The sequence below is a fragment of the Novosphingobium sp. KN65.2 genome (genome assembly GCF_001368935.1).
GTDB classification, from domain to species: Bacteria; Pseudomonadota; Alphaproteobacteria; order Sphingomonadales; family Sphingomonadaceae; genus Novosphingobium; species Novosphingobium mathurense.
In genome coordinates this window covers 64,093-87,991 of record NZ_CCBH010000189.1, presented here as the reverse complement: position 1 = coordinate 87,991, position 23,899 = coordinate 64,093, and the positions used below count along the sequence as shown (strand labels likewise).

Genomic DNA, 23,899 nt, shown 5'->3' with positions numbered 1-23,899 from the left:
CTATCGCCCGGTGCTTTCCCGGATTACCAGTTTGCCCGGCACCGGGCTCGTGTCGATGGCATCGCCAGAAGATACCCCGATGAAATTCGAGACGAGCCGCCTGGCAATGGCCGGCATGTCCTGCTCGACAGTCGTGATCGACGGATTCGTGAGACGCGTCGCATAGATCCCGTCGAAGCCGCACAAAGCCACTTGCCCGGGCACGCTCAGCCCACGTTCGTGCAGAGCCCGCAATGCCCCGATCGCCATGAGGTCGCACGTCGCGAAAATGCCGTCGAGTTGCGTGCCTTCATCGAGCACCTGATGCATCAGCTTGAGGCCCTGCTCCAACCGATCGGTCGGAACGTCCGAATAGCGCACCGTTTCCTTCATGCCGCGGCGGCTCATGACCGACCGGTAGCCCTCGACACGATCGGCAAACTGCCGCTGGTCGCCCGGCCTTGGCGAGAGACAGGCTATTGCCCGACAGCCAATGTCGACGAGATGCTCGACCGCGCCAGCCGCCGCGTCGACATTGGCCGCTGATATAGCCGAGAGACGCTGCGAAGCGATGCCCCACCCCACTACCGGCACCCCATCTTCGGCCAGCGCCCGGAAGCGGTCCCAGCAAACCTTGTCCCGGCCGCTGCCGATGACGATGTAGCCATCGGCCAGCCCTCGCATGACAAGGCCGACATCGCCCATCTTCTCGCTCATCAGCGACGTGAGGACAGCGTAACCTTCCGCATTGGCTGCCACCGAAATGTGCCCCTGCAAGGTGGTGTAGAAGGGATTGAGCGAGCCGATGCCCTCATGATCGTCATAGAGCACGACAAGAGCGATCGTGCGCGTCGTGCTGCGCCGAAGATTGGAAGCGGTGGCATTGGCGATGTAGCCCAGCTTGCGCGCCGCTTCCTCGACACGCACACGTATATCCGGCCTGACCGAAGTCTTGCCATTGAGAACGCGCGATACCGTCGACTGCGACACGCCCGCCAGACCTGCAACATCATATGCCGTGACGCGGCCCGAATTCACGCCTTCCCCTCCTGCACGACCCAACCGGAACAGCATCCGTCCGGTCAGACCCTCTATCGGCACAAGCCCATAGCAGCGCAAGCCCGGTGTAGGAACGCCCGAGATCGGCGATGCTTCCGGACGGCCAGCCGCACGAGCGCGACCCTGCGGGACCGCATGGAGGAGAGCGTCACAGCGTCCTGATCAGATCATGCTGCGGGCCGCTTCGCGCGCCTCCTTGTACCGAGCGCGTCGCCCCTCCTCGATCTTGAGCCGGGCATCCAGCCCCGGGTCTGCCGGATAGGCACGAAACGCATCGATCACTTCTGCAAAGACCTCGGCAAGTTCCTCGCGGAATTCCGGGTGAGAGAAGATATAGAAGCGGTTCTCCTTCACAGCATCGATCGTGCGCCGCGCGATCACTTCAGGCTCCATGCCGGCTTCGTGCACTTGCTCGAGCTGGTTTACGAATGCCTTGTTAACGTCCTTCGCCCCGGCCCTGAGCGTCGCGGGCCGAATTTCATCGCTGGCGTAGATATGCGTCTTCACCAGGCCAGGGCAGAGCATCGAGACACCGATCCCGTGCGGGGCAAGACTATATCGCAGCGATTCACTCAGCCCACGCACTGCAAACTTCGTCGTGTTATAGATGCCGGGCGTACCGCCGCACAGGAAAGCTGCCATGGATGCCGTATTGCAGATGTGGCCGCCCTGCCCTCGCTCCTTCATGCGCGGCGCGAAAGTAGCCACGCCATTGATCACACCGTGCAGGTTGACGCCAAGCAGCCAGTCCCAATCGTCGTAGGAAGATTCGTCGATCGACTGGAAGAGATTTACGCCGGCATTGTTGAACAGCAGGCTGACCGGCCCCAGTTCGCGCTCCACCCTTTCGGCGGCTTCGGCAAAGCCCTCCCGCGAGGAAACGTCGAGCTGCACACCCATCACTTCCTGATTTTCGAGGAGCTTCAATGCCTGCTCCAAGGCATCCTCGCGTATGTCTGCAATGGCGACCTTGCAGCCCTCGGCCAGAAGCGCGCGCGCAAGCCCCAGTCCGACACCGTTCGCCCCGCCGGTTACGAAGGCCGTTCTTCCCGAAATATCCTGCATTGGCATTTCCTCAGGCCGCGCTGATTTCGGAGAGTTGATCGGCGCGCAGCGCGTTCTGGCGCCCGATTTCATCAGCGATGGCCGGATTTCGGAAGAGAATTGCGAAGGTACGCTTATATTCTTCGCTCTCCGGAAGGTGGGTCTGAACCGCAGCGGTGGTCGCCTCACCCCGTTCACGCACGCCGTCCAGGAACTCACTGTGCGTGAGGATGTAGAGTTCATCGTTCATGATGCCGCGCAGTACACGCTGCCCCACCTCTTCCTTCGTCTGGTAAAGGTGGAAGAACTGGTCACCCGACTGCCGGCGCTTGTCCGCCTCGGCATAGCCGGTTGCACTCAGTTCCTCCGGCCGGGTCTTGCCCGCCTCGGCGATATTCGACTGAACGGCCCCCGGACAGAAGGCCGAGCAGATCACGCCGCGCGCTTCCAGTTCCGGACGCATGCATTCCATCATGGAAACGACCGCGGCCTTGCCGGATGAATAGATCGTCGTGCCTGCCGCCGGCACCAAGGCCGACATCGAAGCCGTGTTGACGATGTGCCCGCCTTCGCCATGTGCCAGAATTCTTGGCAAAATTGTGACAATCCCGTTGATTGTCCCACCGACATTGACGCCCATCACCCAGTCCCAATCGGCATAGGTCGCAAGGTCGGTGGGTCCGACAACCGCAACGCCTGCATTGTTGCACAGCAAGTGGATCTTGCCGAACTTCGCCTCCGCGCGGTCTGCAGCCGCAGCAAAGGCCTCGCGGTCGGTCACGTCCAGCCTGATCGCAAGAACCCGTTCGCCACCACCCAGTTCGGCAACCGCCTCGTCGAGATGATCCTGACGGATATCGGCAATCGTCAGGTTCATGCCTGCGCCGAGCAAGGCCTTGTCAATGCCAAGGCCAATGCCGCTGGCACCGCCTGTCACGAATGCGGTCTTGCCCTGAAGATCCTGCATGATTTGCGTCCTCTCTGAATGTCTTTCCTGCGTCGAAACGAATCTCCCCCCTTTTGTTCACCAACCAAAGTTAGTATGCAAGACAAACATTCACGATTGATCCCGTGCCCAAGAAGGCATTTGTAGGACGAATGGGAGAAACCATGGCCGCAGCAACTGCCAATGTCGCGATGCTGGAACAGTCACCGCAGATTGCAGCACCGGACGCTGCAGACACGCCGGAATGGCCAAGTTCGGCTTCAGCCTATTGGGCCCTGACAGTCATCGTACTCGCGACCTTCATGACCTTCTTCGATCAGGTCGTGTTCGGAATGCTGGCTGAACGAATAAAGATCGATTTCGGACTGAGCGATTCGCAACTCGGCTTCCTCGCAGGGCCAGCCAGCATCATCTGCTATCTCTTCGTCGGCATTCCACTCGCGCGCCTGGCAGACATCTGGCCGCGCAAGTACGTGCTCGCCGGGGGTGTTTCCGTCATTGGCTTCGTCACCGTTCTTGGCGGGATCGCCCAGACCTTCACGCAGTTCGTAGGGACCCGCGTATTCCTCGCGGCGGGTGGCTCTGCCCATGCCCCCTCGTCCTATTCGCTCATCGCCGACATGTTCCCCCCTGCGAAGATCACACGCGCTTTCGCGATCCTGCAATTCGGCTTCATCGGCGGAACGACTCTGGGGCCACTGGTTGGGGGACAGCTCATTGCGCTCACCGCGCCCTGGGCTCCGACCGAAATCGGACCGATCCAGATCCTCGGCTGGCAATGGATCCTGATCTGGACCGGGCTGCCCGCCTTCCTTGTCGCCCTGCTCTTCCTTACCGTACGCGAACCGCGCCGCCGACTGCCCACTGGCGAAGGTCCCGCCGTGAACGGGGATACGAGTCTTGCGCGGCGAGTGCTGACTTTCACCGGCCTCGATGCGGCCAGGGCCATTCGCGCCAACCGCAAGGTCTATTACCCGATGTTTCTCGGCCTTGCCCTCAGCGCCCTCGAAAGCACCGGGTTCGCATTCTGGCGCGTGCCCTTCCTGATGCGCACATACGGCTGGACCGAAGCCGAGATTGGCGCCGCGACATCGGCCTCGATGCTCGTAGCGTCGCTTCTCGGCCTGCTGCTCGGCGGCACCCTCGTCGAATGGCTCGCCAAGCGGCACAAGGATGCGAACTTGCGCGCGGCCTTCATCTGCTTCGTTGCCGTCACGATCTGCGCGATCCTTGCGCCGCTCATGCCTTCCGCCGTGCTCGCCATTCTCGTCATGTCGGTCGGCGTGATGTTCGGCATAGGTGGAGCGGTGCCGCAGAACGCAGCAATCCAGCGCGTCGCCCCAAGCGCAATGCGGGGTCAGGTGACCGCCATCTACCTGTTCATGTTCACGTTCTTCGGGGCGATGGGCAGCTTCGCGATTGGCCTCGTTGCGCAATACGTCGTTGTCGATCCGGCCAGGCTCTGGCTGGCGCTGGAGATCACGGCGGCACTGCTGATGCCGCTCGCAACCCTGTGCATCTACCGCGCCATTCGCCCCTATCGCGAAGAAATCGAGCGCCTTGAGGCAGCAGGAAACTGATGTCCGGCCGGCACCCATAACAGCAAGGAGAAGACTGAAATGGCAGACGACGAGCGCATTGGCGCCCTCGAGGCGCAAGTCGCGAACCTCGCACAGCGTCTTACCCAACGCGAAGATGAACTGGACGTGCGCAAGCTGCAGCACCTCTACGGCTACCTGATCGACAAATGCATGTACAACGAGGTCATCGACCTTTTCACGGACGACGGCGAAGTTCGCTTCTTCGGCGGCCTCTGGAAGGGCAAGGAAGGCGTGCACCGTCTCTACGTCGAACGGTTCCAGAAGCGCTTCACCCACGGCAACAACGGTCCGATCGACGGCTTTCTGCTCGATCATCCGCAATTGCAGGATATCGTCACGATCGATCCCGATGGCGTTACGGCCCATGCCCGGGCCCGCTCGATGATGCAGGCCGGTCGCCATCGCGATTTCGTCGACACTTCCAATCCGCTCACGGCAAGCGTGCGGCAATGGTGGGAAGGCGGCATTTACGAGAACACCTATCGCAAGGTGGACGGCGTGTGGCGCATCCATGTGCTCAACTACTTCCCGCACTGGCATGCCGATTTCGACAAGGGCTGGGCTTTCACGAAAGCCGAATATGTACCCTTCCCCAAGGAACTTTATCCGCAGGACCCAAGCGGCCCCGACGCCCTGATCGAAGACCACTGGCTCTGGCCTACCCACAAGCTCCTGCCCTTCCACATGCCTCACCCGATCACCGGCAAGCCGATGGTCGCGCAGCGCTGGCAAGGTGACATCGATCGCGAACACGCGCGCAAGGAAGGCTTCCCCGCCACATAATCCCAGCCATCCCCATCGGCAGACCTGTCGCCGCACGCGCCTGCGCGGCGCTAGGTTTGCCGTCGCCACGATCCAGGTGAGGCATGATCCAGTACCCCAAGCTTTCCATGATCATCGACGGCGAGCGCATATCCGGCGAAGGGCGACGCACCCACGCCGTCCTCAATCCGGCCACCGGCGAAAGGCTGGCTGAACTGCCGCTCGCCAGTGCTGAGGATCTTGACCGCGCCCTCGATGTCGCCGCATCCGGCTTCCGGCTCTGGCGCAAGTCATCGCCGCAGGAACGCGCCGCGGTGCTGCAGGGCGCGGCGCGACTAATGCGCGAACGATGCGAGGACATCGCGCAGGTCGCCGTGCTCGAACAAGGCAAGACACTCGCCGAAGCGCGCATCGAAGTGGCAATGAACATCGGCCTGTTCGAATTCTATGCTGGCGAAACCTTTCGCATCTATGGGCGGACCCTCGTGCGGCCCGAGGGGATGCGATCGACCGTACAGTATGAACCGGTCGGCCCCGTCGCAGCCTTCGCGCCCTGGAACTTCCCGATCGGCAATCCCGGCCGGAAGCTCGGGGCACCGATAGCCGCAGGCTGCTCGGTCATTCTCAAGGCGGCGGAAGAAACGCCCGCGTCAGCTCTGGCTGTCCTGCAGTGCCTGTTGGATGCAGGCTTGCCACCCACTGTGGCGCAGGCCGTATTCGGCGTACCGGATGAAGTCAGCCGGCACCTGCTGGCAAGCCCGGTGATCCGCAAGCTCTCCTTCACCGGATCGACTGCGGTGGGCCGCCACCTCGGCGCCCTTGCCGCGGCGGGCCTGCAGCGCACGACAATGGAGCTGGGGGGCCACGGCCCCGTGCTGGTCTTCGAAGATGCCGACCTCGACCGCGCGCTCGATACGCTTGTCGCGCAGAAGTATCGCAATGCCGGACAGGTGTGCGTTTCGCCGACGCGCTTCATAGTCGAAGACGGCATCTTCGAGGCCTTCTGCGACGGTTTTGCCGAACGGGCGAAGGCGCTCAAGGTCGGGGATGGCCTCGCCCCTGCAAGCCAGGTTGGGCCGCTCGCCAATGCCCGCAGGGTGGAAGCGATCGATACGCTTGTGAAGGAAGCGCTCGAAGCGGGAGCCCGGCTGGAGACCGGCGGCGAACGCCTTGGAAACCGCGGCTTCTTCTACGCGCCAACTGTCCTTCGCGACGTTCCGACGGCGGCGCGGATCATGAATGACGAACCTTTCGGGCCGGTCGCCCTGATCAACCGCTACGCAAACGAGGAAGCCATGATCGCGGAGGGCAATCGCCTGCCCTACGGCCTCGCCGCTTATGCGTGGACGCAGGACAGTGCTCGCCAGAAGCGGCTCGCCGCGCAGCTTGAAGCCGGGATGCTCGGGATCAACACCGCCATGATCGGCGGTGCAGATGCGCCCTTTGGCGGGGTCAAATGGTCCGGTCATGGCCATGAAGATGGACCGGAAGGGCTCATGGCCTGCCTGATTGCAAAAGCCGTCCACGAAGGCTGAAGGGAATTCGCAAGATGTCAGATATCGCGACAACCGCCGATCTGCAGACCGGCGGCGGGCAAGGCTACTTGCGCATCGCTACCGAGGAAGCCTTCGCCACGCGGGACCAGATCGAGGTGTATCTGCGAATGGTACGCGACGGTACCGCGGACCTCGGCATGACCTCGCTGTGGGGATTTTATGCGCAGAGCCCGAGCGAACGGGCAACGCAGATCATCGAACGCCTGCTGGACCTTGGCGATCAACGCCTCGCCGACATGGACGCGGCCGGGATCGACAAGGCGGTGCTGGCGCTGACCTCTCCCGGCGTGCAGCCGCTTCACGACCTGGAAGAGGCACGGCGCATCGCCGGCAACGCGAACGACTGTCTGGCCGAGCGCTGCGCAGCCCACCCCGACCGCTTTATCGGCATGACCGCCGTCGCACCGCAGGATCCACAGTGGTCAGCACACGAAATCCTGCGGGGCGCAACGCAGCTCGGCTTCAAGGGCGTCCAGATCAACAGTCACACGCAAGGCCGGTATCTGGACGAGCCGTACTTCGACCCGATCTTCCGGGCGCTGAGCGAAGTGGGCCAACCGCTATACATCCATCCCGGCACGCCGCCCGATTCCATGATCGCCCCTCTACTGGACGCCGGCCTCGACGGCGCGATCTACGGCTTCGGAGTCGAAACGGGCATGCATCTGCTGCGCCTCATCACCGCCGGCATCTTCGATCGCTACCCGGACCTTCAGATCGTGGTCGGCCATATGGGCGAGGCCCTGCCCTACTGGCTCTACCGCCTCGACTACATGCATCAGGCCGGCATCCGTTCGCAGCGATACGAACGCATGCGTCCGTTGCAAAAGACGATCGCCGGGTATTTCCGCAGTAACGTCCTCGTGACCTGCAGCGGCATGGCCTGGGAACCTGCCATTCAATTCACCCGGCAGGTGATGGGCGAGGATCGGGTGATGTACGCCATGGACTATCCCTACCAGTACGAAGCCGATGAAGTGCGCGCTCTCGATGCGATGAACCTCTCACCGCAGAGCAAGCGCAAGTTCTTCCAGACCAATGCAGAACGGTGGTTCAACCTGTGAAGGCGGACGTCAGGAACGCCTCCGGGCCGGATCGCACTTTCGAAGCGCCACGCCAAATCGCCCGGGGCGGATGGTACGCGCTGGCGCTGATCTCACTCACCAATGCGCTGAGTCTGCTCGATCGGCAGATCCTCGCCATTCTCGCGCCGGCGATCAAGGAGGACCTGAAGATCGGCGATGCCGAGATGGGCCTGTTGTTCGGAACGGTTTTCGCCTTGTTCTATGCCCTGTTCTCGCTGCCGGTCGGACGCCTGGCAGACGGCTGGCTGCGGGGTCGCCTGCTGTCATTGAGCATCCTTTTGTGGTCGGCAGCCACAGCGGTGGCCGGCCTGACGTCCAGCTTTGCGATGCTCGCCGCATCGCGCCTGTGCGTCGGTATCGGCGAAGCGGCGACGCAGCCTGCGGGCACATCGCTGATCTACGACTATTGGCCGCGCCATCGTCGCGGTTTCGTCATGGCGGTCCTCGCTGCGGCCATCGCGCTGGGGCTTGGCGGATCGCTCGTCCTGGGCGGGGTCGCTGCACAGATCTGGACCGATGCATTCCCGCCCGGCGAAGCCCCATTCAACTTGCGCGGCTGGCAGTTCGCCTTCCTCGTCGCGGCAACGCCGGGCTTCATCCTGGCCTGGTTTCTCTGGCGCCTGAAAGAACCGGAACGCGGTGCGATGGACGGTATCTCTTCCCCCACCGATCCGCATCCGTTCCTTTCCAGCCTTGCCCTGCTCGGTGCCGTCACGCCGGGACTGCACCTCCTCGCCATGACGCGCCGCAAGGCTGGCCCCCGCAGCATTGCCCTGAACCTTGCCGTGATCTTCGCGCTAGTACTTGGCATGGCCTTCCTGTCCCGGATTGGCGCGGCACACTCGCCGCGCCCGCCGCTGGGCTTCGGCTCGTTCGCCGTCGATCCCCATGTCCTGCAATGGCTGGTCATCGGCATCGGCCTGCTGACCATCGTGAACCTGCTGCAAGGCATCAAGGCCAGCGACAGCCAGGCATTCCGCGTGCTCGCCGGCTCACCGACACTCATAATGGCAATCGCGGTCGGCACGCTGCAATCGGCGATCAACTACGGCTTGATGGCATTCAATCCGAGCTTCCTGATCCGCAGCTACGATCTCTCGCTTTCCGAAGCCGCCTTGCAGTTCGGCCTGCTTTCGGCCGCGACAGGAATAGTCGGTCCGCTGGTCTGGGGACCGTTGTCCGATCGTCTGCACCAGCGCTTTCCCAGCAGCGGCCGCGCCATGATCGCGCTCATATCGATGGGCGCGTCCCCGCTGCTTTCGCTTTGGGTTTACACGGCAGATGCGCCTTCCGACTTCTATTTGCGCTTCGTCTTCTACGGCCTGCTTTTGACCGGTTGGATGCCCCCGCTTTATGCGATCCTCTATGATCAGGTTCTCCCGCGCATGCGTGGTCTGACCGCCAGCCTGTATCTGCTGGTCATGACGATCCTTGGCATGGGCGTTGGGCCTTACGTCGTCGGATTGGTATCGGATGCCACCGGCGACCTTCGCCTTGCAATGCTGTGTATCAACTTCGTGGCAGTGCCGATTGTCGTCCTGATGGTACTGATCGCCCGGCGCTCTGCCCGCGACGAAGGCAATCTCCTGAAGCGCGCCGGCCAGCCTGCCTGAAGGCCGGCGCGACTTCCCCTACCGTTTCTTCAGGCGGCAAGGCCGATAGCGTCGGCATCGGCCCAGTTGCCGTGAAGGCCGAAGCGTAGGCGGATCGGCACTTCGATGGTCGCCACCGGGCCCTTTCCGATCTCCAGCGCATCGAAAATCAACAAGTCGCTGCGTTGTTCTTCCAGACGATTGCAGACCTGCAGAATCCAGCCATCCCCTTCCGGGGTAACCGGAGAACGCGGCGCGAAACAGGGTTCCTGCAGGCTGCTGACGGGACCGCACCACCAGTGCTGCTCGCATCCTGTCTCCAGGTCTTTCAGGAACAGGCAGTTCATCAGCAACCCTCCTGCGCTTCCACCACGGATCTCGACAGGACGGCGCATGTCCATTTCCAGCATCCAGCCATAGCGGGTCCTGCGACCGGTGAATCGGTCATCGATGCGGGGGAACTCGGCCGCCGTGTCGCTAAGGCGTGTGATCGCCGAAAAGTCGGCACCGTTGGATGCCAAGTCGACCGTCCAGTCGGTCAGATAGCTCATGGCTTCCCGCCCGTTGAACGGCGCACCATGCACATCGGGGAAAAACGGGAACATGTTGTTCTTTGCCTCGGCGGTCAGGAAGTGGATCTGCGATCCCTCCTGCCAGGCATTGAGGACATGGCTGGCAAAGCAATTGTCCCTGCGAAACCAGCGTACCTGATCGCCGGTCACGCCCTCGCAGCGCGGCAGGACGCCGAGGTAGACGGGCATCGTCCTATCGAATCCGAAGTGCGGGAGCCCCTGCTCGAGCCGCTCCCAACTGCCGATCGAGGGAACGATGTGGATGACGAGATAGTCCTCGGTGATCGCGAAGTCATGCATCATGCAGTAGTAGGGCGCCTTGAACCAGACTTCACGGACCAGCGTTCCGCCTCGATCGACTTCGTAGTAGGCCACGTCGTCGCTGCACAGGCCCGAAGCGGCATAGCCGATCGCCACCATGTTGCCGGTCTTCGGATCCACCTTGGGATGCGCGGTGAAAGTTTGCCCCCGCATCGCCCCTTCGAAAGTTTCGAAACCGATCGTCTCCATCGAAGCGGGATCCATCAGCAAGGCAGGACTGTCTTCCTTCATGGCCCAGAGCTTTCCCGCATAGATCCAGGCATTGGTATTCGCCGTCGACCGGTAGACACCCTTGACCGATTCATCGTCCGTAAGCGGATTGCGATAGGCGCCGAACAGACCGCGCCCTGCCTCTCTTTCACGCAGCCACTTGTCGGTTCTCGCCCAGCGCTGGCGCAGATCGCATTGCCCGTCGTGAATGTGGAAGCGGGTGATCATCCCGTCGCCATTGAACGCGATGTCATCACCCAGCCGGGGCGGGAACTGCGGGTCGGGCTGAACCCGAAAGAAGGCACCGTTGAGTTCGCCCGGGATCGTCCCCTTGTAGGCAAGATCCGCGATGTCGGCTTCGATGCGGGACGGGGTATTGAAGCCCGTGAAGTTCGGCGTCTCGGGAAAGTGGGACATGGCCTCTCCAACTCAGATACTTTCGGTAAATTTTGTATGCACCACTAACATATTTATTCCAAGGCATCGCTTGACGATTCCCGAAAACGCAAGCAACAGGGAAAAATGAAGGATGCCGAAACATTCGCAGGACTGACAGCTGGCCGCACCCTGGACCACGTACTGGATCTCCATTTGCGCTTGGCGCAAAGCGCCACGCAGCGTCGCTTCTCGGAGATATTCAGCGATCTCGGAATCACGCAGACCCAGCTGACGGCAATGCTCCTGATTGCCGAAAACCCGGGCACCTCTCAGGCGGACATCGGTCGCACCCTACAGATGGACCGGGCAACGGTGATGGGCATCATCAACCGTCTCGAAGGCCGCGGGCTGATCGTGCGCGGGCAATCCGCGGAAGACAGACGTCGGCAGACACTCGACATTACCGAAGCCGGAGTGGCCATGCTGTCCGCGGCGCATGAACGCAGTGGTGAACTGGGCAGATGGCTGCGGGAGCGCTTTTCCGAAGCCGAATTCCACATGCTGGCAGCCCTCCTGAAACGCATCCACGAGGTCGACATCGGCGGAGTGTAAGCCTCAGTCGAAAAGCTGACCGAAATCCTCGAGCCTTTCTGCTCCCAGGCAGGCAAGGTCAGCCGCCGCCGCCGAATGGATCGGCAACTCTGCAAGGAAACAGGCCGCTGCAGATTTCATGCGCCGGGCGACGCCATCGTCACCTGCCCAGTGAAGAATGCGCAGGGCAATCCAGCCACTAGCGACCATCGTGCAGAGATCGAGATAGGCGACGGCGCCTGCATCGGCATCGCGTGGCGTATCGCGAAGGCCATCCATCTCCTGCGTCACCCGCTCCAGGCTGGCAATACTTCCGGCCAGCAGCCGGGACGGTTCATCATCGCACATGTCTGCCCGAACCATTGCCAAGAAGCGCGCAAGGCCCTCACCCTCCTCGCGCCAAATGCGGCGATGGACGAGATCGGTGGCCTGCATCCCGGTGGTACCTTCAAACACCGCAAAGACCCGCGCATCGCGCAGGCGCTGCTCGACCGGCCATTCGCGCGTATACCCTGCTCCGCCGAACACCTGCAGCGCCATGCTCGACACATCGAAGGCAAGTCGCGCCGCACCGTCCTTTACCAGCGGCAACAGGAACTGCGCGACAGAGGACCAGTGGGCCCGCGCCTCGGCATCCGGGGCGCAAGCGACAAGGTCCAGGGCAGCTGCACAGGCCAGCGAGACCCCTCGCGCGGTCTCGATGCGACCGGCCATCTGCAGCAGCATCCGCTGGACATCGACATGTTCGGCAATCGGCACGGGAGGCTCGTCGGGCCGCCCGCCCTGCCGCCTTTCCCGGGAATAGCGCAAGCCTGACTCGAACGCGCCGGTTGCAACCCCGATGCCCTGGGGCCCGCAGGACAGGCGCATGCGCAGCATCATGTGGAACAGCGTCTGAAGGCCGCGCCCTTCCTCGCCGATCAGATACCCGCGCGCATCCTCGAACCCCATGGCGCAAGTCGGCGATCCGTGAAGGCCCAGTTTTTCCTCGATGCGCCGAACGAAGACCCCGTTGCGAAACCCATTCTCATCGCGATCGGGCACGAGGAAAAGGCTGAGGCCACGAACCCCGCTCTCGGGGCCTGAACGGGCCAGCATGAAATGCCCGATACGCGCAGTCAGGTCGTGATCGCCGAAGGATATCCAGCATTTCTCCCCGGTTATGCGCCAGCCTCCGCACCCGTCAGCCACCGCACGCGTGCGGATACGCCCGACGTCGGATCCTGCATCAGGCTCCGAAATACAGATCGTACCACCCCACTCGCCAGCGAGAAGGCGCGGCACCCATTCGCTTGCCAGCTCGTCAGGTCCAGCCTCGGCGAGAAGTTGCGCCGCCGTGCGATTGGGCGTCGCCAACATCGCGAAAGCAGGCGATGCGCGGTTGAGCAGCTCCTCGCATGCGGTCTGCAGCACCAGCGGAAGGCCCATGCCGCCGCGTTCCTCGGGCAACGGCAGGCCGATCCATCCACCTTGCGCATAAGCCTGCCATGCCGACAGATGCCCTTCGGCAGTGACGACCCTACCATCGACAAGCCTTGCGCCCCGCCGATCCATGACGCAATCGACCGGCGCAACGACCTCTTCGGAAAGCCGCCCGGCTTCTTCCACGATGGCGCGCCACGTATCCGAGTCACTCTCGCAACCGGCCATTTCCAGGGCATCGCGAAACGGCCCGATCTCAAGGTGTCGGCAAAGCGCGTCGATGTGTGACTGATATTCCAAGCTCGCTCTCCTGTACCTGGAACCGCAGGCCGCAACGCCTCAATCGCGGGGACGAAACCGCATGGTTATGAGCGCAAACGCAGCGAACAGCGAGCCCATCGCGATAAGGGTGGAAACCCAGGGCAGGGAAAATCCCGCCTCGAACAGCACGCCGGCCAGGATTGGCGAGAGCGCCGCGCCGCCGCGACCGATACCGATTGCAAATCCCGTCCCTGTCGCCCGCACATGCGTCGGGAAACTCCGGGCGAAGATTACATAGAGGCCGGATACCGCGCTGTTGGTAAAGAGGCCAGAGACGAAGGCCAGCGCCGAAAGGCCAGCCAATGTCCGGACACCCGAAGCCCCGAACAGGGCGATCATGAGCGCCGATCCGAACAGCATGGCTATCGTGGCGCCCTTGAGCGGCAACTTCTGCACGGCGAACCCGAATATTCCGCCACCTATCGCCCCGCCAAGGTTCGCGGCAACCAGCACGCCAGCGGCCTCAGGCGCAGGGAAGCCAATGTCGACGACGATTTTCGGCGTCCACTTCAGGATGAAGTAAAAGCTGACGATATGGGCAAAATAGGCGAAGGTGACGAGAACGGTCGTCGCGAGGAGCCCGGGCCTGAAGATATCCGCAAGCGACGGCTTGTCCTTTCCGGACGGTTCGGGCGGCAAGGCTGATACCGGGCCATGCCCGAAGCGCGCCATGAGCCGGTTGATCCGCTCCAGCGTGTGGGGACCGCGGCGGACCAGCAGGTATTGCGCAGTTTCCGGAGCAAAGGCCCAGACAAGAGGAATGAAGCAGGCCGTCAGCAGGCTGCCGAACCAGAAGATGGCCCGCCAGTCGAACAGCACCAGTAATTCCGCCGAAATGAGACCGCCGATCACGGCACCCAGCGGATAGCCGATCACCATCAGACCCATGGCGATCGTGCGGCGCCGGGCATTGGCGAATTCCGCCGTCACGGCGTTGATCGAGGCAAGCATTCCGCCGATGCCGAGGCCGGTCAGGACACGCCAGATCGAAAGTTCGGTAATGCTGCCGGCCTGCGTCACCATCGCCATGCCCAGCGCCATCACGGCGAGGCAGCCCAGGATCGTACGCTGCCGTCCGACGCGATCCGCGACGCCCCCAAGGACAAGCGAACCGACCGCCATGCCGATCAGTTCCATCGACAGGACCGCACCCAGGGCGACCCTGTCGATACCCCATTCGGCAGCAATGCCCGGCGAAGCGAAGCTGATCGAAAGCACGTCGAACCCGTCCAGCGCGTTCAGGCCGACCATGATGGCCACGGCCACGATCTGCGCGCGTGACATGGGAGCATTATCGACAATGTCCCGTGGATCCTTCGCGTTCACCCAATTCCTCCCTTGGCGGGCGCAGCCGCCACAGGCAGGCACCACCCCGTTTAGTATCCTTGAGATACGAATACGTGTCTGCGAAAGGAATTCAATCGGTTTGGCGTGTGGCGAGCAAATTGCCGAAACGCGGGTGCGCAAAATGCATCGGGACGTCACGGCGATAGGGCGGGGTCGGACGATGCTCGCCGGAAGCAACCAGGGACCCATCTTTTCCCATCCCGAATATGCCCGGGATTTCCGCGAAATCTATGAGACGTCCCTCGCCGCCCTGCCCGAAGAGGATCCTCCGGCCGATCGCCTCGAGATCGAGCGCCTGCGCCGCGACGCCAATCGGGCGGCGGCGGCAGGTCGCACCGTTTCGATCAAGGAGCTGACCTGACTGCCGAAGGGCGGACACCGGACGGTCTCCGCCCTCCCGATCCCGTCAGGCGTTTTCGGGCTGGTATGCGCCGATGACCGACTTGATCTCGAGGAATTCCTCGATACCGAACTTGCCGAATTCCCGACCGTTGCCCGACTGCTTGTAGCCACCGAAGGGCATGTCGAAGACGAGACCGCCGGCGTTGACGAAAACGGCGCCCGCCCGCAGCTTGCCGACGATCTTGCTCGCCTTGGCGGGATCACCGGCAATGTAGGCGCCCAGACCGTAAGGCGTGTCGTTGGCGATGCGCACGGCGTCATCCTCATCCTCGTAAGGCATGATGGCCAGGACCGGACCGAAGATTTCCTCCTGGGCGATCGTCATGTCCGGGGTCACGTTCGAGAACACGGTCGGCTTGACGTAGAAGCCACGCTCCAGACCATCGGGACGCCCCAGACCGCCAGTTACCAGCGTCGCGCCCTCGTCGATGCCCTTCTGGATCAGACCCTGGATCTTGTCCCACTGCGCCTTGTTCACCACCGGGCCGATATGCGGGCCTTCCGTCATCGGATCGCCGACCGGCTTGGCGGCGAACATCTCGCCCACCATCCTTGCCGCTTCATCATGTTGCGACTTGTGGACCAGCATGCGCGTAGGGGCGACGCAGCTTTGGCCCGAATTGATCAGCACACCGCCCACCCCTCCGGGCAGCGCGGCATCGAGGGGAGTTCCTTCGATGATGATGTTGGGCGACTTGCCTCCCAGTTCCTGCGACACGCGCTTGACGGTATCGGCGGCATTCTTGGCAACCATGATGCCGGCACGCGTGGAACCCGTGAAACTGATCATGTCGATGCCCGGATGCTTCGCAAGCGCGGTGCCGACACCGGGCCCGTCCCCCTGCACGAGGTTGAAGACACCGGCAGGAACGCCCGCCGCTTCCATGACTTCAGCAAAGATCGCGGCGGAAGTCGGCGCTTCTTCGCTGGGCTTGAGGATCATTGTGCAGCCCGCAGCAAGGCATGGGCCGACCTTGGCGACGATCTGGTTCATCGGCCAGTTCCAGGGAGTAATGAGGGCGACAACGCCGATGGGCTCGCGGACCACCGTGTTCTCGCCCAGGCTCTCGGAGAACGCAAAGTCCTTGAGAGCAGCCAAAGCCTGGCCAAGATGCGCCACACCCGATCCCGCCTGCGCGGTGGACGCCGTCGAGATCGGACAGCCCATCTCGACTGCAATCGCTTCTGCAATGTCGGGAATACGGGCCTTGTAAGCCTCGATCACCCTTTCAAGCAGGGCCATGCGTTCTTCACGGGTGGTTTGCCCGAAGCTTTCGAAAGCCCGCCGCGCCGCCACCACAGCCCGGTCGACGTCAGCCGCCGTGCCCAGCACGATCTGCGAGCAGGTATCCTCGGTTGCGGGGCTCACGACGGGGTGCCCGACGCCGCCTTCGCTGTCGACCCAGCTGCCATCGATATAGTTCTGCAAGTAGCTCTTCATGAAAATGGTCCTGTTCTCGGCAAGAGTAAGAATATCGGAGATCTCAGGCACCGACAGTCGCGGCGGCAAGGCCCAGTTCGCGATCGGTGGCAGGCGTGCCCCACTTGTCGCGCGGAGGCATGGGACGCTTGTCCCAAGCCGGATCGAGAGTGAAGCTGGAGACCTGCCGCCCTTGAGGAAGACGACCGTTGCCACCGCCCTGGCTGTAATCGTAATACAGGGTCATCAGCTCGCGATGACTGTGCCTGTTCGCAACGGCCGGGTGTTCGGTACAGGCCTCGCGCCAACGCAATACGCGCGTGAGGTGCCGGGGCACTTCGTAATCTTCATAGTATTCAAGGAACCAAAGGCGCTTGAACATCGGCGCAAAGGCCACTTCGGCCCAACCGAAAGTAGCGAACAGATAATCGCCGTCAGGGCTGTAGTGCCTCAGGAAATCATCCAGCCTTGCATACTGCGCATCCACTTCCGCCTTGTGGTCGTCGCGCTTCGAGCGGTCCCGGTTGAGGATCATGCGATAACCGGCACCGGTAAACTGCCCGTCCGTGGCACAAAGCATGGCCTCGACCGCATGTTCAAAGGGATCGCGCCGCGCGACCGGCCGTTCGGGAAACCGCTCCTCGAAGTAGCGCAGGATCACCATGCTCTCCTTCAGGGTTTCGCCGTTCTCCAGCTCGAGCGCGGGAAGCGAGGTCGTCCCACGCGTTTTCGACAGGAGCCAGTCCGGCCGAGGCTTCGAGATGTCGATTTCATGGTCGGCCATGATCCCCGACAGCCCCTTGAGATCGAGCAGGATTTCCACGCGTTCGGAAAAAGGGCAGCCCGGGATGTGATACATCCGCAGGGCACCCGGCGGCGGCTCTTCGTGCCATGCCATCGTCACTCTCCTCTCAGTCCGCCATCTCGGCACTTCGTGCAGTTCCGCGGTTGACCGGAGCCACCTCGATCCCTGCACCGTCACGCACGAACGGTTCGGGATCACCTTCCCGCAGTTGCAGGCCGAAGAGACCGTGCATCCCGGGGTGCCGGCCCAGCCCGCCATGGAGATCGAAACCGCGATCGAGCCAGCCGCGCAAGGGATCGTCCTCGGTCAGAGGTGGTGTCGTTGCGACCGAGGCCGTCCACAGAAAGACGGAAAGCGCCGTGTAATCGGCGAAGTTCGGCGCATCCCCGCCAAGCCAGGGCGTATCGCGCAGCAACTTGCGGAAGGGTTCCAGCGTCGGAGGCACCAGCGGCAGGCGATCTTCCCTGCCCGCCTGCACTTCCTCCAGAGTCTTCCCGCCCAGAAACATCGTCTCGCGCGAGTGGCGGACATAGGCCTGATCCTGGGGCAATGACAGGTCGTGATAATCCTGGATATAGCAACGGAACCAGGGGCCGATCGCAGTCTGCCACAGCCAGGCGTCGAGAAACTTGGTGAGCTGTTGCATCGAAGGGCCTTCGAACAACATCGGCCGTTCCGGATAGCGCTCATCGAGGTATTCGGCGATTTTCCAGCTGTCCAGCACCCATTCGCCGTCATCGACGATGACCGGAACGCGCTCGCTGCGCCCACCCGTCCGTTCGGCGATTCCGGTAAAGCCGCCGGGCACGATATCGATGTCGAACCCCTTGTGCGCCAGCGCATATTTCGAACGCCAGACGAAGGGGCTGATCGTGCAGCCCGAAGCGAGTTGCAGATCGTAAAGGGTAATACGGTTGTCTCTGGCCATCCCGGGAAGCTCCTTGGTCGCAGGTTCGTGGCGGTGGGAACCGTCAGGCGGTGACTTTCCGGCCACGGTCGGCGAACTCGCTTTTCGAGTGAGCGAACATCGTCTTGCAGGCCGGGCGGTCGTTGATCTTCTCGATCCACGCTACGAGGTGCGGTGTCGCTTCGCGGTTGACGATATCGGAAAATCCGTTCTGCATGCCGTTGGCGATGGCGAAATTGCAAACGTCGGCCAACGTGAACTCATCGCCGGCGAGCCAGGGGCTCTCGGCAAGCCGCATTTCGAGCCGGTTCACCGATACGCCGATCTTGCGCATCTCTTCGGCCAGCACGTCCTTCGGGAAACCGGCGCGCGCGGTGCGCCACTTCGTACGTTGCTCCGGCACGGGAATGCGCGCGACCTTCGCCTCGAATTCCTCGTCCGAAAGCGCCCGCGCCATCGGCCCGATCATCCGTTCCCAGCCGATCGTGGAAACGCACCAGCAGAAGTATTCGTCCACCCACTTCGTCCAGACCCGCATTTCAGCGATATTCACCGGATCGACGGGTCGCAGGCGCGGAGCTTCGGGAAAGGCATCCTCGAGATACTCGCAGATCACCGTCGATTCGGTGATGATGTGCCCGTCATGGTCGAGCGCCGGGACCTGCCCGCGCGGATTGATCTTCTTGAACCAGTCTTCGTGATGCTCGAACCGCGTGGGATCGACGAAGCGCGGTGTGAATTCCAGGCCCTTCTCGTAAAGGGCAAGCAGTGGCTTGAGCGAATTGGCCCCCGGACCGAAGCTGTAGAGCGTCAACATGAACTGGCAGTCCCTCTCCGTCTGTCATTCTCGATATGACACGCAGAGTGCTGCACGGTTCGCGGGTGAGGAAGTCCACCGCCAATACTATTAGAATCGCCAACTGGTTAAGCGCTTCGGGAAGCTGTCAGTCCCACTAATACTGTTTTCGCTCTTCTGGTTGCGAAGGCGCCGCTCTGCTTGTCTTGCCCTTCAAGGCGCGGCGAATCGCGCGAAATGCGGAGAGAGACGCTTGCTCGAATTGCTGACATCGGAAACGCCGAACGGCTGGAAGACCACGATCATGCTCGAGGAACTGGGCGTGGCCTACAGGCTGCGCCCGATTTCGCTCACGGATCGAGAGCAGAAGGAAGAGTGGTATCTCAGGCTCAATCCCAACGGCCGCATTCCGACGCTGATCGATCACGATGTCGAAACTGTGCGAGGTCCCTTCGCGGTCTTCGAATCCGGTGCGATCCTCATCTATCTCGCCGAAAAGTTCGACCGCTTCCTGCCCGCAGATGTCACAGGACGCAGCGAAGTGATCCAGTGGGTCATGTGGCAGATGTCGGGCCTGGGTCCGATGATGGGACAGGCGACCGTCTTCAATCGCTACTTCGACGAAAAGCTGCCGTCCGTGATCGACCGTTACACCCGCGAGAGCCGGCGTCTGTTCGAGGTGATGGACCGCAACCTCGCCGATCGGGAATTCCTTGCAGGCGACTATTCGATCGCCGACATCGCCTGCTTCCCCTGGGTCCGTGGCCGCGACTGGGCCTGTATCGACATGGATGGCCTGACGCATCTCCAGCGATGGTTCGACACGGTCGCTGCCCGCCCGGCCGTGCAACGCGGTCTCCTCCTTCCCGAACCTCCCACGGCATCGGAAATGGCGGAACAGACGACCCGACAGGGCAAGAACATCCTGGCCTGAACGATGCAGCCATTCCTGATCCGCGAGCATCGCATCGAATGGGGCCAGTGCGACCCGGCCGGGATCGTCTTCGCCCCGCGCTTCATCGACATGTTCGCCGAGAGCACGATCCTCCTTTTCGAAGCGGCCGGCCTGCCCCGCAAGCGCGACATGCTTGCCCAGATGGGAGTGGTTGGCTTTCCCCTCGTCGACCTTTCGGCGCGGTTCGTCTCCCCAGCCAGCTATGGCGATGTGGTGAGGATCGAGGCAGATGCCCCGATTTTCGGGAAAAGCAGCTTCACGATTGCGCATCGCATCCTGCTGGGAGATCGGCTCTGCGTGGAAGGCACCGAAAAACGCGTCTGGACGGTCGCATCGCCCGATGCCCCCTCCGGCCTGCGCTCAACCCCTGTGCCGGATGACGTAAGGTCGCGCTTCTGCTGAACTTGCCTTTCGTGCCCGCAATGCAAGACGAAGGCTCTTCCTATCGGATGACCCCGATCTCGCTTACGCTGCTCGGGTATGGTGCTGCGCGCCTCGTTGCCCTGCTCACTGCCTGTCCCGGGATTATCGATCGCACTGCGCAGGAGCATCGAGTTCCGGCTTGAGCTTGCGCAGACGTTCGAGCAGAACGGCATCGCGTTCCTCGTTCGGCGCAAACAGGATCAGGCGCTGGCTGGAGGCTTCCTCGATCGCATAGGACGTGTGCCGGAACCAGATTTCTCCGATTTCGGGGAAGAAACTAGAATTGATCCCCTCAAAGTGAGCCCGGATCTCGCTACGCTCCCAACTCTCCCTGAACAGCGCGGATCGCTCGGCCATCTCGGCAATGATCTCGTCGAAGACTTCGGGCTGCGCGGTCTGGCTGTAATCCCACTTGAATCGCGCCGTCAGGCGCTGTCCCATTTCCCGAAAGAAGTCGGGATCGGCCTGATAGCGCTCGTTTAGCATCAGGATCTTGAACAGGTTGCGTTCGTTGCGCGGCAAAACACTGTAGTCACGGAAGGCGGCGGAAACGAAGGAGTTCCATCCCACGACCGTCCAGTCCTCGACGATCACGAGCGCCGGAATGGCGAGATGGTCAAGCAGATGCTGCGTGCCGGGCCGAATCGTCTCGTCAAAGCGCGAAACGAGCGGCGGCGGGCGATGCTGTGCCAATGCAAAGAGGTACTCGCGTTCGGTATCGGTCAGGTGCAGCGTGCGGCCCAGCCGTTCGATCATCGGCGCAGATAGCTGCACTTCACGGCCCTGCTCGAACCACGTGTACCAGGTCACGCTCATGCCGGCGAGCGCTGCCACTTCCTCGCGCCGCAGTCCCTTGGCACGGCGCCGCTCGCCCGGCGGCAGCCCGACATCGCCGGGCTTCAGCCGACCGCGCGCGGACTTCAGGAATCGCGACAGCTCTTCGCGATGCGACATCTTTGTGCTTCCTCCTCCAGTGTCATCCTGAACCAGTTACCTTACCTGATAGGATAGGCGCTGGTCTGTTCCGACCTTTCCGAATTTGCGAATCCCTCGAATCAGCAAATCAGAAGAACTGAGGAGAGCGAGATTGGCACGAAAAGTCTATATTACATGCGCAGTTACAGGAAGTTCCCCGATGCCGGAGCATCCGAACTTTCCGTTTCGGCCCGATCATGTCGCCAATGAAGCCCTGGCAGCTGCCGAAGCAGGCGCATCGATCATCCACGTCCATGTCCGCGACCGCGAAACCGGCGAACCATCGCAGGCGCTCGACGATTATCGCGAAGTCGTGGGCCTGATTCGCGAAAAGAACCGCGAGGTCATTCTCAACGTCACGACCGGACCGGGCTGCAACTGGATGCAGAGCGAAGAAGATCCGGCCGTATGCGGCGAAGGCACGCTGATGTTCACGGCAGAGCGCAGGCTGGAACATATTCTCGATCTCAAGCCGGACATGTGCACGCTCGACATCTGCACCATGCAACTCTGGGGCGGTGTCGCGATCAATCTCGATCCGATGATTACCCGCATGGGCCAAATGATCCAGGATGCCGGGGTCATGCCCGAAATCGAATGCTTCGAGGCAGGCGACTTCGTATTCGCCGATGACCTCATGGCGAAAGGGGCGATCCCCGGCAACGCGCCGTTCTCCTTCGTCCTCGGCACCAAGTACGGATTGCCGGCGACACCGGAAGCCATGCTCTACGCATCCAACCAGATTCCGAAAGGCGCACATTTCACCGGCTTCGGCATCAGCCGTCACTCCTACCCCATGGCCGCACAGTCAGTGCTCCTGGGCGGTCATGTCCGCGTCGGCTTCGAAGACACGATCTACCTGCGCAGGGGACTTATGGCGCCCGACAACGCCGCTCACGTGCGCTGGGCGGTCGAACTGATCGAACGCCTGGGCGCTGATGTCTCAAGCGCCGCAGAAACGCGCGACATGCTCGGGCTGGAGAACCACGCCTTCGCCTGAAAAAACACCATGCTCAAGGGAGAGTGAAGATGACACAAGTCGCAGGCCGCACAGCCTTCATAACAGGCGGCGGATCGGGCGTGGCGTTGGGCCAGGCCAAGGTCTTTGCGAAGGCAGGTTGCAGGATCGCCATTGCCGACATCAGGCAGGACCATCTCGACGAGGCGATGGCCCACTTCGCCAATACCGACGCCACGGTGATGCCGGTCCTTCTCGACATCACCGACCGCGAGGCCTACCGGCGCGCCGCCGATGACGTGGAAGCAGAGCTGGGACCGGTCGAACTGCTCTTCAACACCGCTGGCGTCTCTCATTTCGGCGCTATTCAGGACGCCACGTACGATGACTGGGACTGGCAGATCGACGTCAATCTTCGCGGTGTCATCAACGGCGTGCGCACGTTCGTCCCGCGCATGGTGGAGCGGGGCAACGGCGGACACATCGTCAACACCGCATCGATGTCGGCTTTCGTCGCGCTGAAGGGAACCGGCATCTACTGCACCACCAAGATGGCCGTTCGCGGCCTGACCGAGACTCTGGCTCTCGATCTGGACGGCACCGGGATCGGCGTATCCCTGCTCTGCCCCGGGGCCGTGAGCACCAATATCCACGAAGCCTTGCTAACGCGGCCGAAGCATCTTGCCGATACCGGATACTATCGGGCCGACCCAACCATGTTCGAACACCTCAAGAAGGTGATCGAAATCGGAATGGAGCCCGAAACGCTGGCCCGGCACGTGCTCAAGGGCGTGCAGGAGGACCAGCTGTACATCCTCCCCTATGCCGAATTCCGCGGCACACTGGAGGACATCCACGCCCGGGTCATGGGCGCACTTGCACGGCCCGAAGACGATCCGGACTATGAGCGCCGCGTTGCCCGGGGCGTGCCCGGTGGCGAAAGGAAGCAGGAGGAAGCCGCATGAACAGCCCCTTCATGGCTTTCGAAACGCGGGTTCGGGCCCGCGTCGTCGCTCTCGATCACTTCAACGTGATCGTCTCCGACCTCGACCGTAGCGAAGCATTCTACCGCGATGTTCTTTCGCTGGAGAGCTGCGCTCCGCCGGCCCCGCTTACCCGGGAGATGGCGCGCTGGATCTACAACAGCGACGAGCGCCCCATCCTTCACCTGAATGCACAAGACGCGCCGCGCGCCATGGACCGGGACATGACTCCGGGACCGACCGGGGCGCTCCACCACATTGCCCTTCGCTGCGAAGGTTTCGATGAGATCCGGGACCGCCTGGAAGACCGCGGACTCCGCTACGAAAGCAATGTTATCCTAAGCATCGGCCTGCGCCAAATCTTCGTCCATGATCCGGACGGCGTCCTGCTGGAACTCAACTTCTTCGACGAGTAAGGCGGGCAAGCGAAGGCGCGTTCGCCTAGACAGACAGGGTCCCGAGCACGCCGCCATCGACCGCGAGGCTCTG

The 23,899-nt window shown here is 62.3% G+C and carries 23 protein-coding genes; 12 read left to right on the top strand and 11 right to left on the bottom strand.

Going from position 1 to position 23,899, the window contains the following annotated elements; all coding sequences use genetic code 11:
* The 3 genes from SPHV1_RS19895 to SPHV1_RS19885 form a co-directional block, all read right to left on the bottom strand.
* Nucleotides 1–1,017, bottom strand: coding sequence for a LacI family DNA-binding transcriptional regulator (locus SPHV1_RS19895; protein ID WP_231634773.1), 1,017 nt, complete (start codon nt 1,015–1,017; stop codon nt 1–3).
* A 183-nt stretch (nt 1,018–1,200) separates the two neighbouring features.
* Nucleotides 1,201–2,103 carry an SDR family NAD(P)-dependent oxidoreductase gene (locus tag SPHV1_RS19890; RefSeq protein WP_054947739.1) on the bottom strand — a complete coding sequence of 301 codons (903 nt, stop codon included), beginning with the start codon at nt 2,101–2,103 and terminating at the stop codon, nt 1,201–1,203.
* A gap of 10 nt (nt 2,104–2,113) precedes the next feature.
* Nucleotides 2,114–3,049: an SDR family NAD(P)-dependent oxidoreductase gene (locus SPHV1_RS19885; protein WP_054947738.1), complete on the bottom strand. Its 936-nt coding sequence runs from the start codon at nt 3,047–3,049 to the stop codon at nt 2,114–2,116.
* A gap of 143 nt (nt 3,050–3,192) precedes the next feature.
* Here SPHV1_RS19885 and SPHV1_RS19880 point away from each other — a divergent pair, with 143 nt between their 5' ends.
* The 5 genes from SPHV1_RS19880 (at nt 3,193) to SPHV1_RS19860 (ending at nt 9,645) form a co-directional block, all read left to right on the top strand.
* On the top strand, nt 3,193–4,608 hold the full coding sequence (locus tag SPHV1_RS19880; RefSeq protein WP_054947754.1) for an MFS transporter: 1,416 nt from the start codon (nt 3,193–3,195) through the stop codon (nt 4,606–4,608).
* A 39-nt stretch (nt 4,609–4,647) separates the two neighbouring features.
* Entirely contained in the window at nt 4,648–5,412 is a 765-nt protein-coding gene (locus SPHV1_RS19875) for a nuclear transport factor 2 family protein (protein WP_054947737.1), read from the top strand.
* 83 nt (nt 5,413–5,495) lie between these two features.
* Nucleotides 5,496–6,926 (top strand): NAD-dependent succinate-semialdehyde dehydrogenase, encoded by a 1,431-nt coding sequence (locus tag SPHV1_RS19870; RefSeq protein WP_197277753.1) that lies wholly within the window; start codon nt 5,496–5,498, stop codon nt 6,924–6,926.
* 14 nt (nt 6,927–6,940) lie between these two features.
* The gene (locus SPHV1_RS19865; RefSeq protein ID WP_054947736.1) at nt 6,941–8,011 is read left to right on the top strand and encodes an amidohydrolase family protein; all 1,071 of its coding nucleotides are present in this window, start codon (nt 6,941–6,943) and stop codon (nt 8,009–8,011) included.
* Nucleotides 7,996–9,645, top strand: a complete 1,650-nt coding sequence (locus tag SPHV1_RS19860) for an MFS transporter (protein ID WP_231634772.1) — start codon at nt 7,996–7,998, stop codon at nt 9,643–9,645. Before SPHV1_RS19865 ends, SPHV1_RS19860 begins: the two co-directional genes overlap by 16 nt.
* 29 nt (nt 9,646–9,674) lie before the next feature.
* On the opposite strand, the gene SPHV1_RS19855 is transcribed toward SPHV1_RS19860, so the two are convergent.
* On the bottom strand, nt 9,675–11,144 hold the full coding sequence (locus SPHV1_RS19855) for a carotenoid oxygenase family protein (RefSeq protein WP_054947734.1): 1,470 nt from the start codon (nt 11,142–11,144) through the stop codon (nt 9,675–9,677).
* A gap of 105 nt (nt 11,145–11,249) precedes the next feature.
* Between SPHV1_RS19855 and SPHV1_RS19850 the strand changes: the two genes are divergently transcribed.
* On the top strand, nt 11,250–11,717 hold the full coding sequence (locus tag SPHV1_RS19850) for a MarR family winged helix-turn-helix transcriptional regulator (RefSeq protein ID WP_054947733.1): 468 nt from the start codon (nt 11,250–11,252) through the stop codon (nt 11,715–11,717).
* A 3-nt stretch (nt 11,718–11,720) separates the two neighbouring features.
* Here the strand turns inward: SPHV1_RS19850 and SPHV1_RS19845 are convergent, their stop codons facing one another.
* Together SPHV1_RS19845 and SPHV1_RS19840 are read right to left on the bottom strand one after the other, a co-directional pair.
* Nucleotides 11,721–13,418, bottom strand: coding sequence for an acyl-CoA dehydrogenase family protein (locus SPHV1_RS19845; protein ID WP_054947732.1), 1,698 nt, complete (start codon nt 13,416–13,418; stop codon nt 11,721–11,723).
* Nucleotides 13,419–13,457: 39 nt separating this feature from the next.
* Nucleotides 13,458–14,765, bottom strand: coding sequence for an MFS transporter (locus tag SPHV1_RS19840; protein WP_231634771.1), 1,308 nt, complete (start codon nt 14,763–14,765; stop codon nt 13,458–13,460).
* 181 nt (nt 14,766–14,946) lie between these two features.
* On the opposite strand from SPHV1_RS19840, the gene SPHV1_RS19835 reads away from it, so the two are divergent.
* Nucleotides 14,947–15,147 carry a hypothetical protein gene (locus SPHV1_RS19835; protein WP_079730295.1) on the top strand — a complete coding sequence of 67 codons (201 nt, stop codon included), beginning with the start codon at nt 14,947–14,949 and terminating at the stop codon, nt 15,145–15,147.
* Between the two features lie 45 nt (nt 15,148–15,192).
* Here the strand turns inward: SPHV1_RS19835 and SPHV1_RS19830 are convergent, their stop codons facing one another.
* From SPHV1_RS19830 to SPHV1_RS19815, 4 genes are read right to left on the bottom strand one after another with little or no spacing between them, the layout of a single operon-like run.
* On the bottom strand, nt 15,193–16,629 hold the full coding sequence (locus SPHV1_RS19830; protein WP_054947752.1) for an aldehyde dehydrogenase family protein: 1,437 nt from the start codon (nt 16,627–16,629) through the stop codon (nt 15,193–15,195).
* A gap of 43 nt (nt 16,630–16,672) precedes the next feature.
* Nucleotides 16,673–17,506 (bottom strand): glutathione S-transferase family protein, encoded by an 834-nt coding sequence (locus SPHV1_RS19825; protein ID WP_231634770.1) that lies wholly within the window; start codon nt 17,504–17,506, stop codon nt 16,673–16,675.
* A gap of 13 nt (nt 17,507–17,519) precedes the next feature.
* On the bottom strand, nt 17,520–18,341 hold the full coding sequence (locus SPHV1_RS19820; RefSeq protein ID WP_054947729.1) for a beta-etherase: 822 nt from the start codon (nt 18,339–18,341) through the stop codon (nt 17,520–17,522).
* Between the two features lie 43 nt (nt 18,342–18,384).
* On the bottom strand, nt 18,385–19,137 hold the full coding sequence (locus SPHV1_RS19815; RefSeq protein WP_054947728.1) for a glutathione S-transferase family protein: 753 nt from the start codon (nt 19,135–19,137) through the stop codon (nt 18,385–18,387).
* A 232-nt stretch (nt 19,138–19,369) separates the two neighbouring features.
* Between SPHV1_RS19815 and SPHV1_RS19810 the strand changes: the two genes are divergently transcribed.
* Together SPHV1_RS19810 and SPHV1_RS19805 are read left to right on the top strand one after the other, a co-directional pair.
* Nucleotides 19,370–20,050 carry a glutathione S-transferase family protein gene (locus SPHV1_RS19810; RefSeq protein ID WP_054947727.1) on the top strand — a complete coding sequence of 227 codons (681 nt, stop codon included), beginning with the start codon at nt 19,370–19,372 and terminating at the stop codon, nt 20,048–20,050.
* 3 nt (nt 20,051–20,053) lie between these two features.
* Nucleotides 20,054–20,473, top strand: coding sequence for a thioesterase family protein (locus SPHV1_RS19805; protein ID WP_054947726.1), 420 nt, complete (start codon nt 20,054–20,056; stop codon nt 20,471–20,473).
* A 123-nt stretch (nt 20,474–20,596) separates the two neighbouring features.
* On the opposite strand, the gene SPHV1_RS19800 is transcribed toward SPHV1_RS19805, so the two are convergent.
* On the bottom strand, nt 20,597–21,448 hold the full coding sequence (locus tag SPHV1_RS19800; RefSeq protein WP_054947725.1) for a helix-turn-helix transcriptional regulator: 852 nt from the start codon (nt 21,446–21,448) through the stop codon (nt 20,597–20,599).
* Nucleotides 21,449–21,533: 85 nt separating this feature from the next.
* Between SPHV1_RS19800 and SPHV1_RS19795 the strand changes: the two genes are divergently transcribed.
* The 3 genes from SPHV1_RS19795 to SPHV1_RS19785 are packed head-to-tail and all read left to right on the top strand — an operon-like array spanning nt 21,534 to nt 23,826.
* Nucleotides 21,534–22,469 (top strand): 3-keto-5-aminohexanoate cleavage protein, encoded by a 936-nt coding sequence (locus tag SPHV1_RS19795; RefSeq protein WP_369817958.1) that lies wholly within the window; start codon nt 21,534–21,536, stop codon nt 22,467–22,469.
* Nucleotides 22,470–22,498: 29 nt separating this feature from the next.
* Nucleotides 22,499–23,392: an SDR family oxidoreductase gene (locus tag SPHV1_RS19790; RefSeq protein WP_054947723.1), complete on the top strand. Its 894-nt coding sequence runs from the start codon at nt 22,499–22,501 to the stop codon at nt 23,390–23,392.
* The gene (locus tag SPHV1_RS19785) at nt 23,389–23,826 is read left to right on the top strand and encodes a VOC family protein (RefSeq protein ID WP_231634769.1); all 438 of its coding nucleotides are present in this window, start codon (nt 23,389–23,391) and stop codon (nt 23,824–23,826) included. The genes SPHV1_RS19790 and SPHV1_RS19785 overlap by 4 nt, the downstream gene beginning before the upstream one ends.
* Nucleotides 23,827–23,899: the final 73 nt, after the last annotated feature.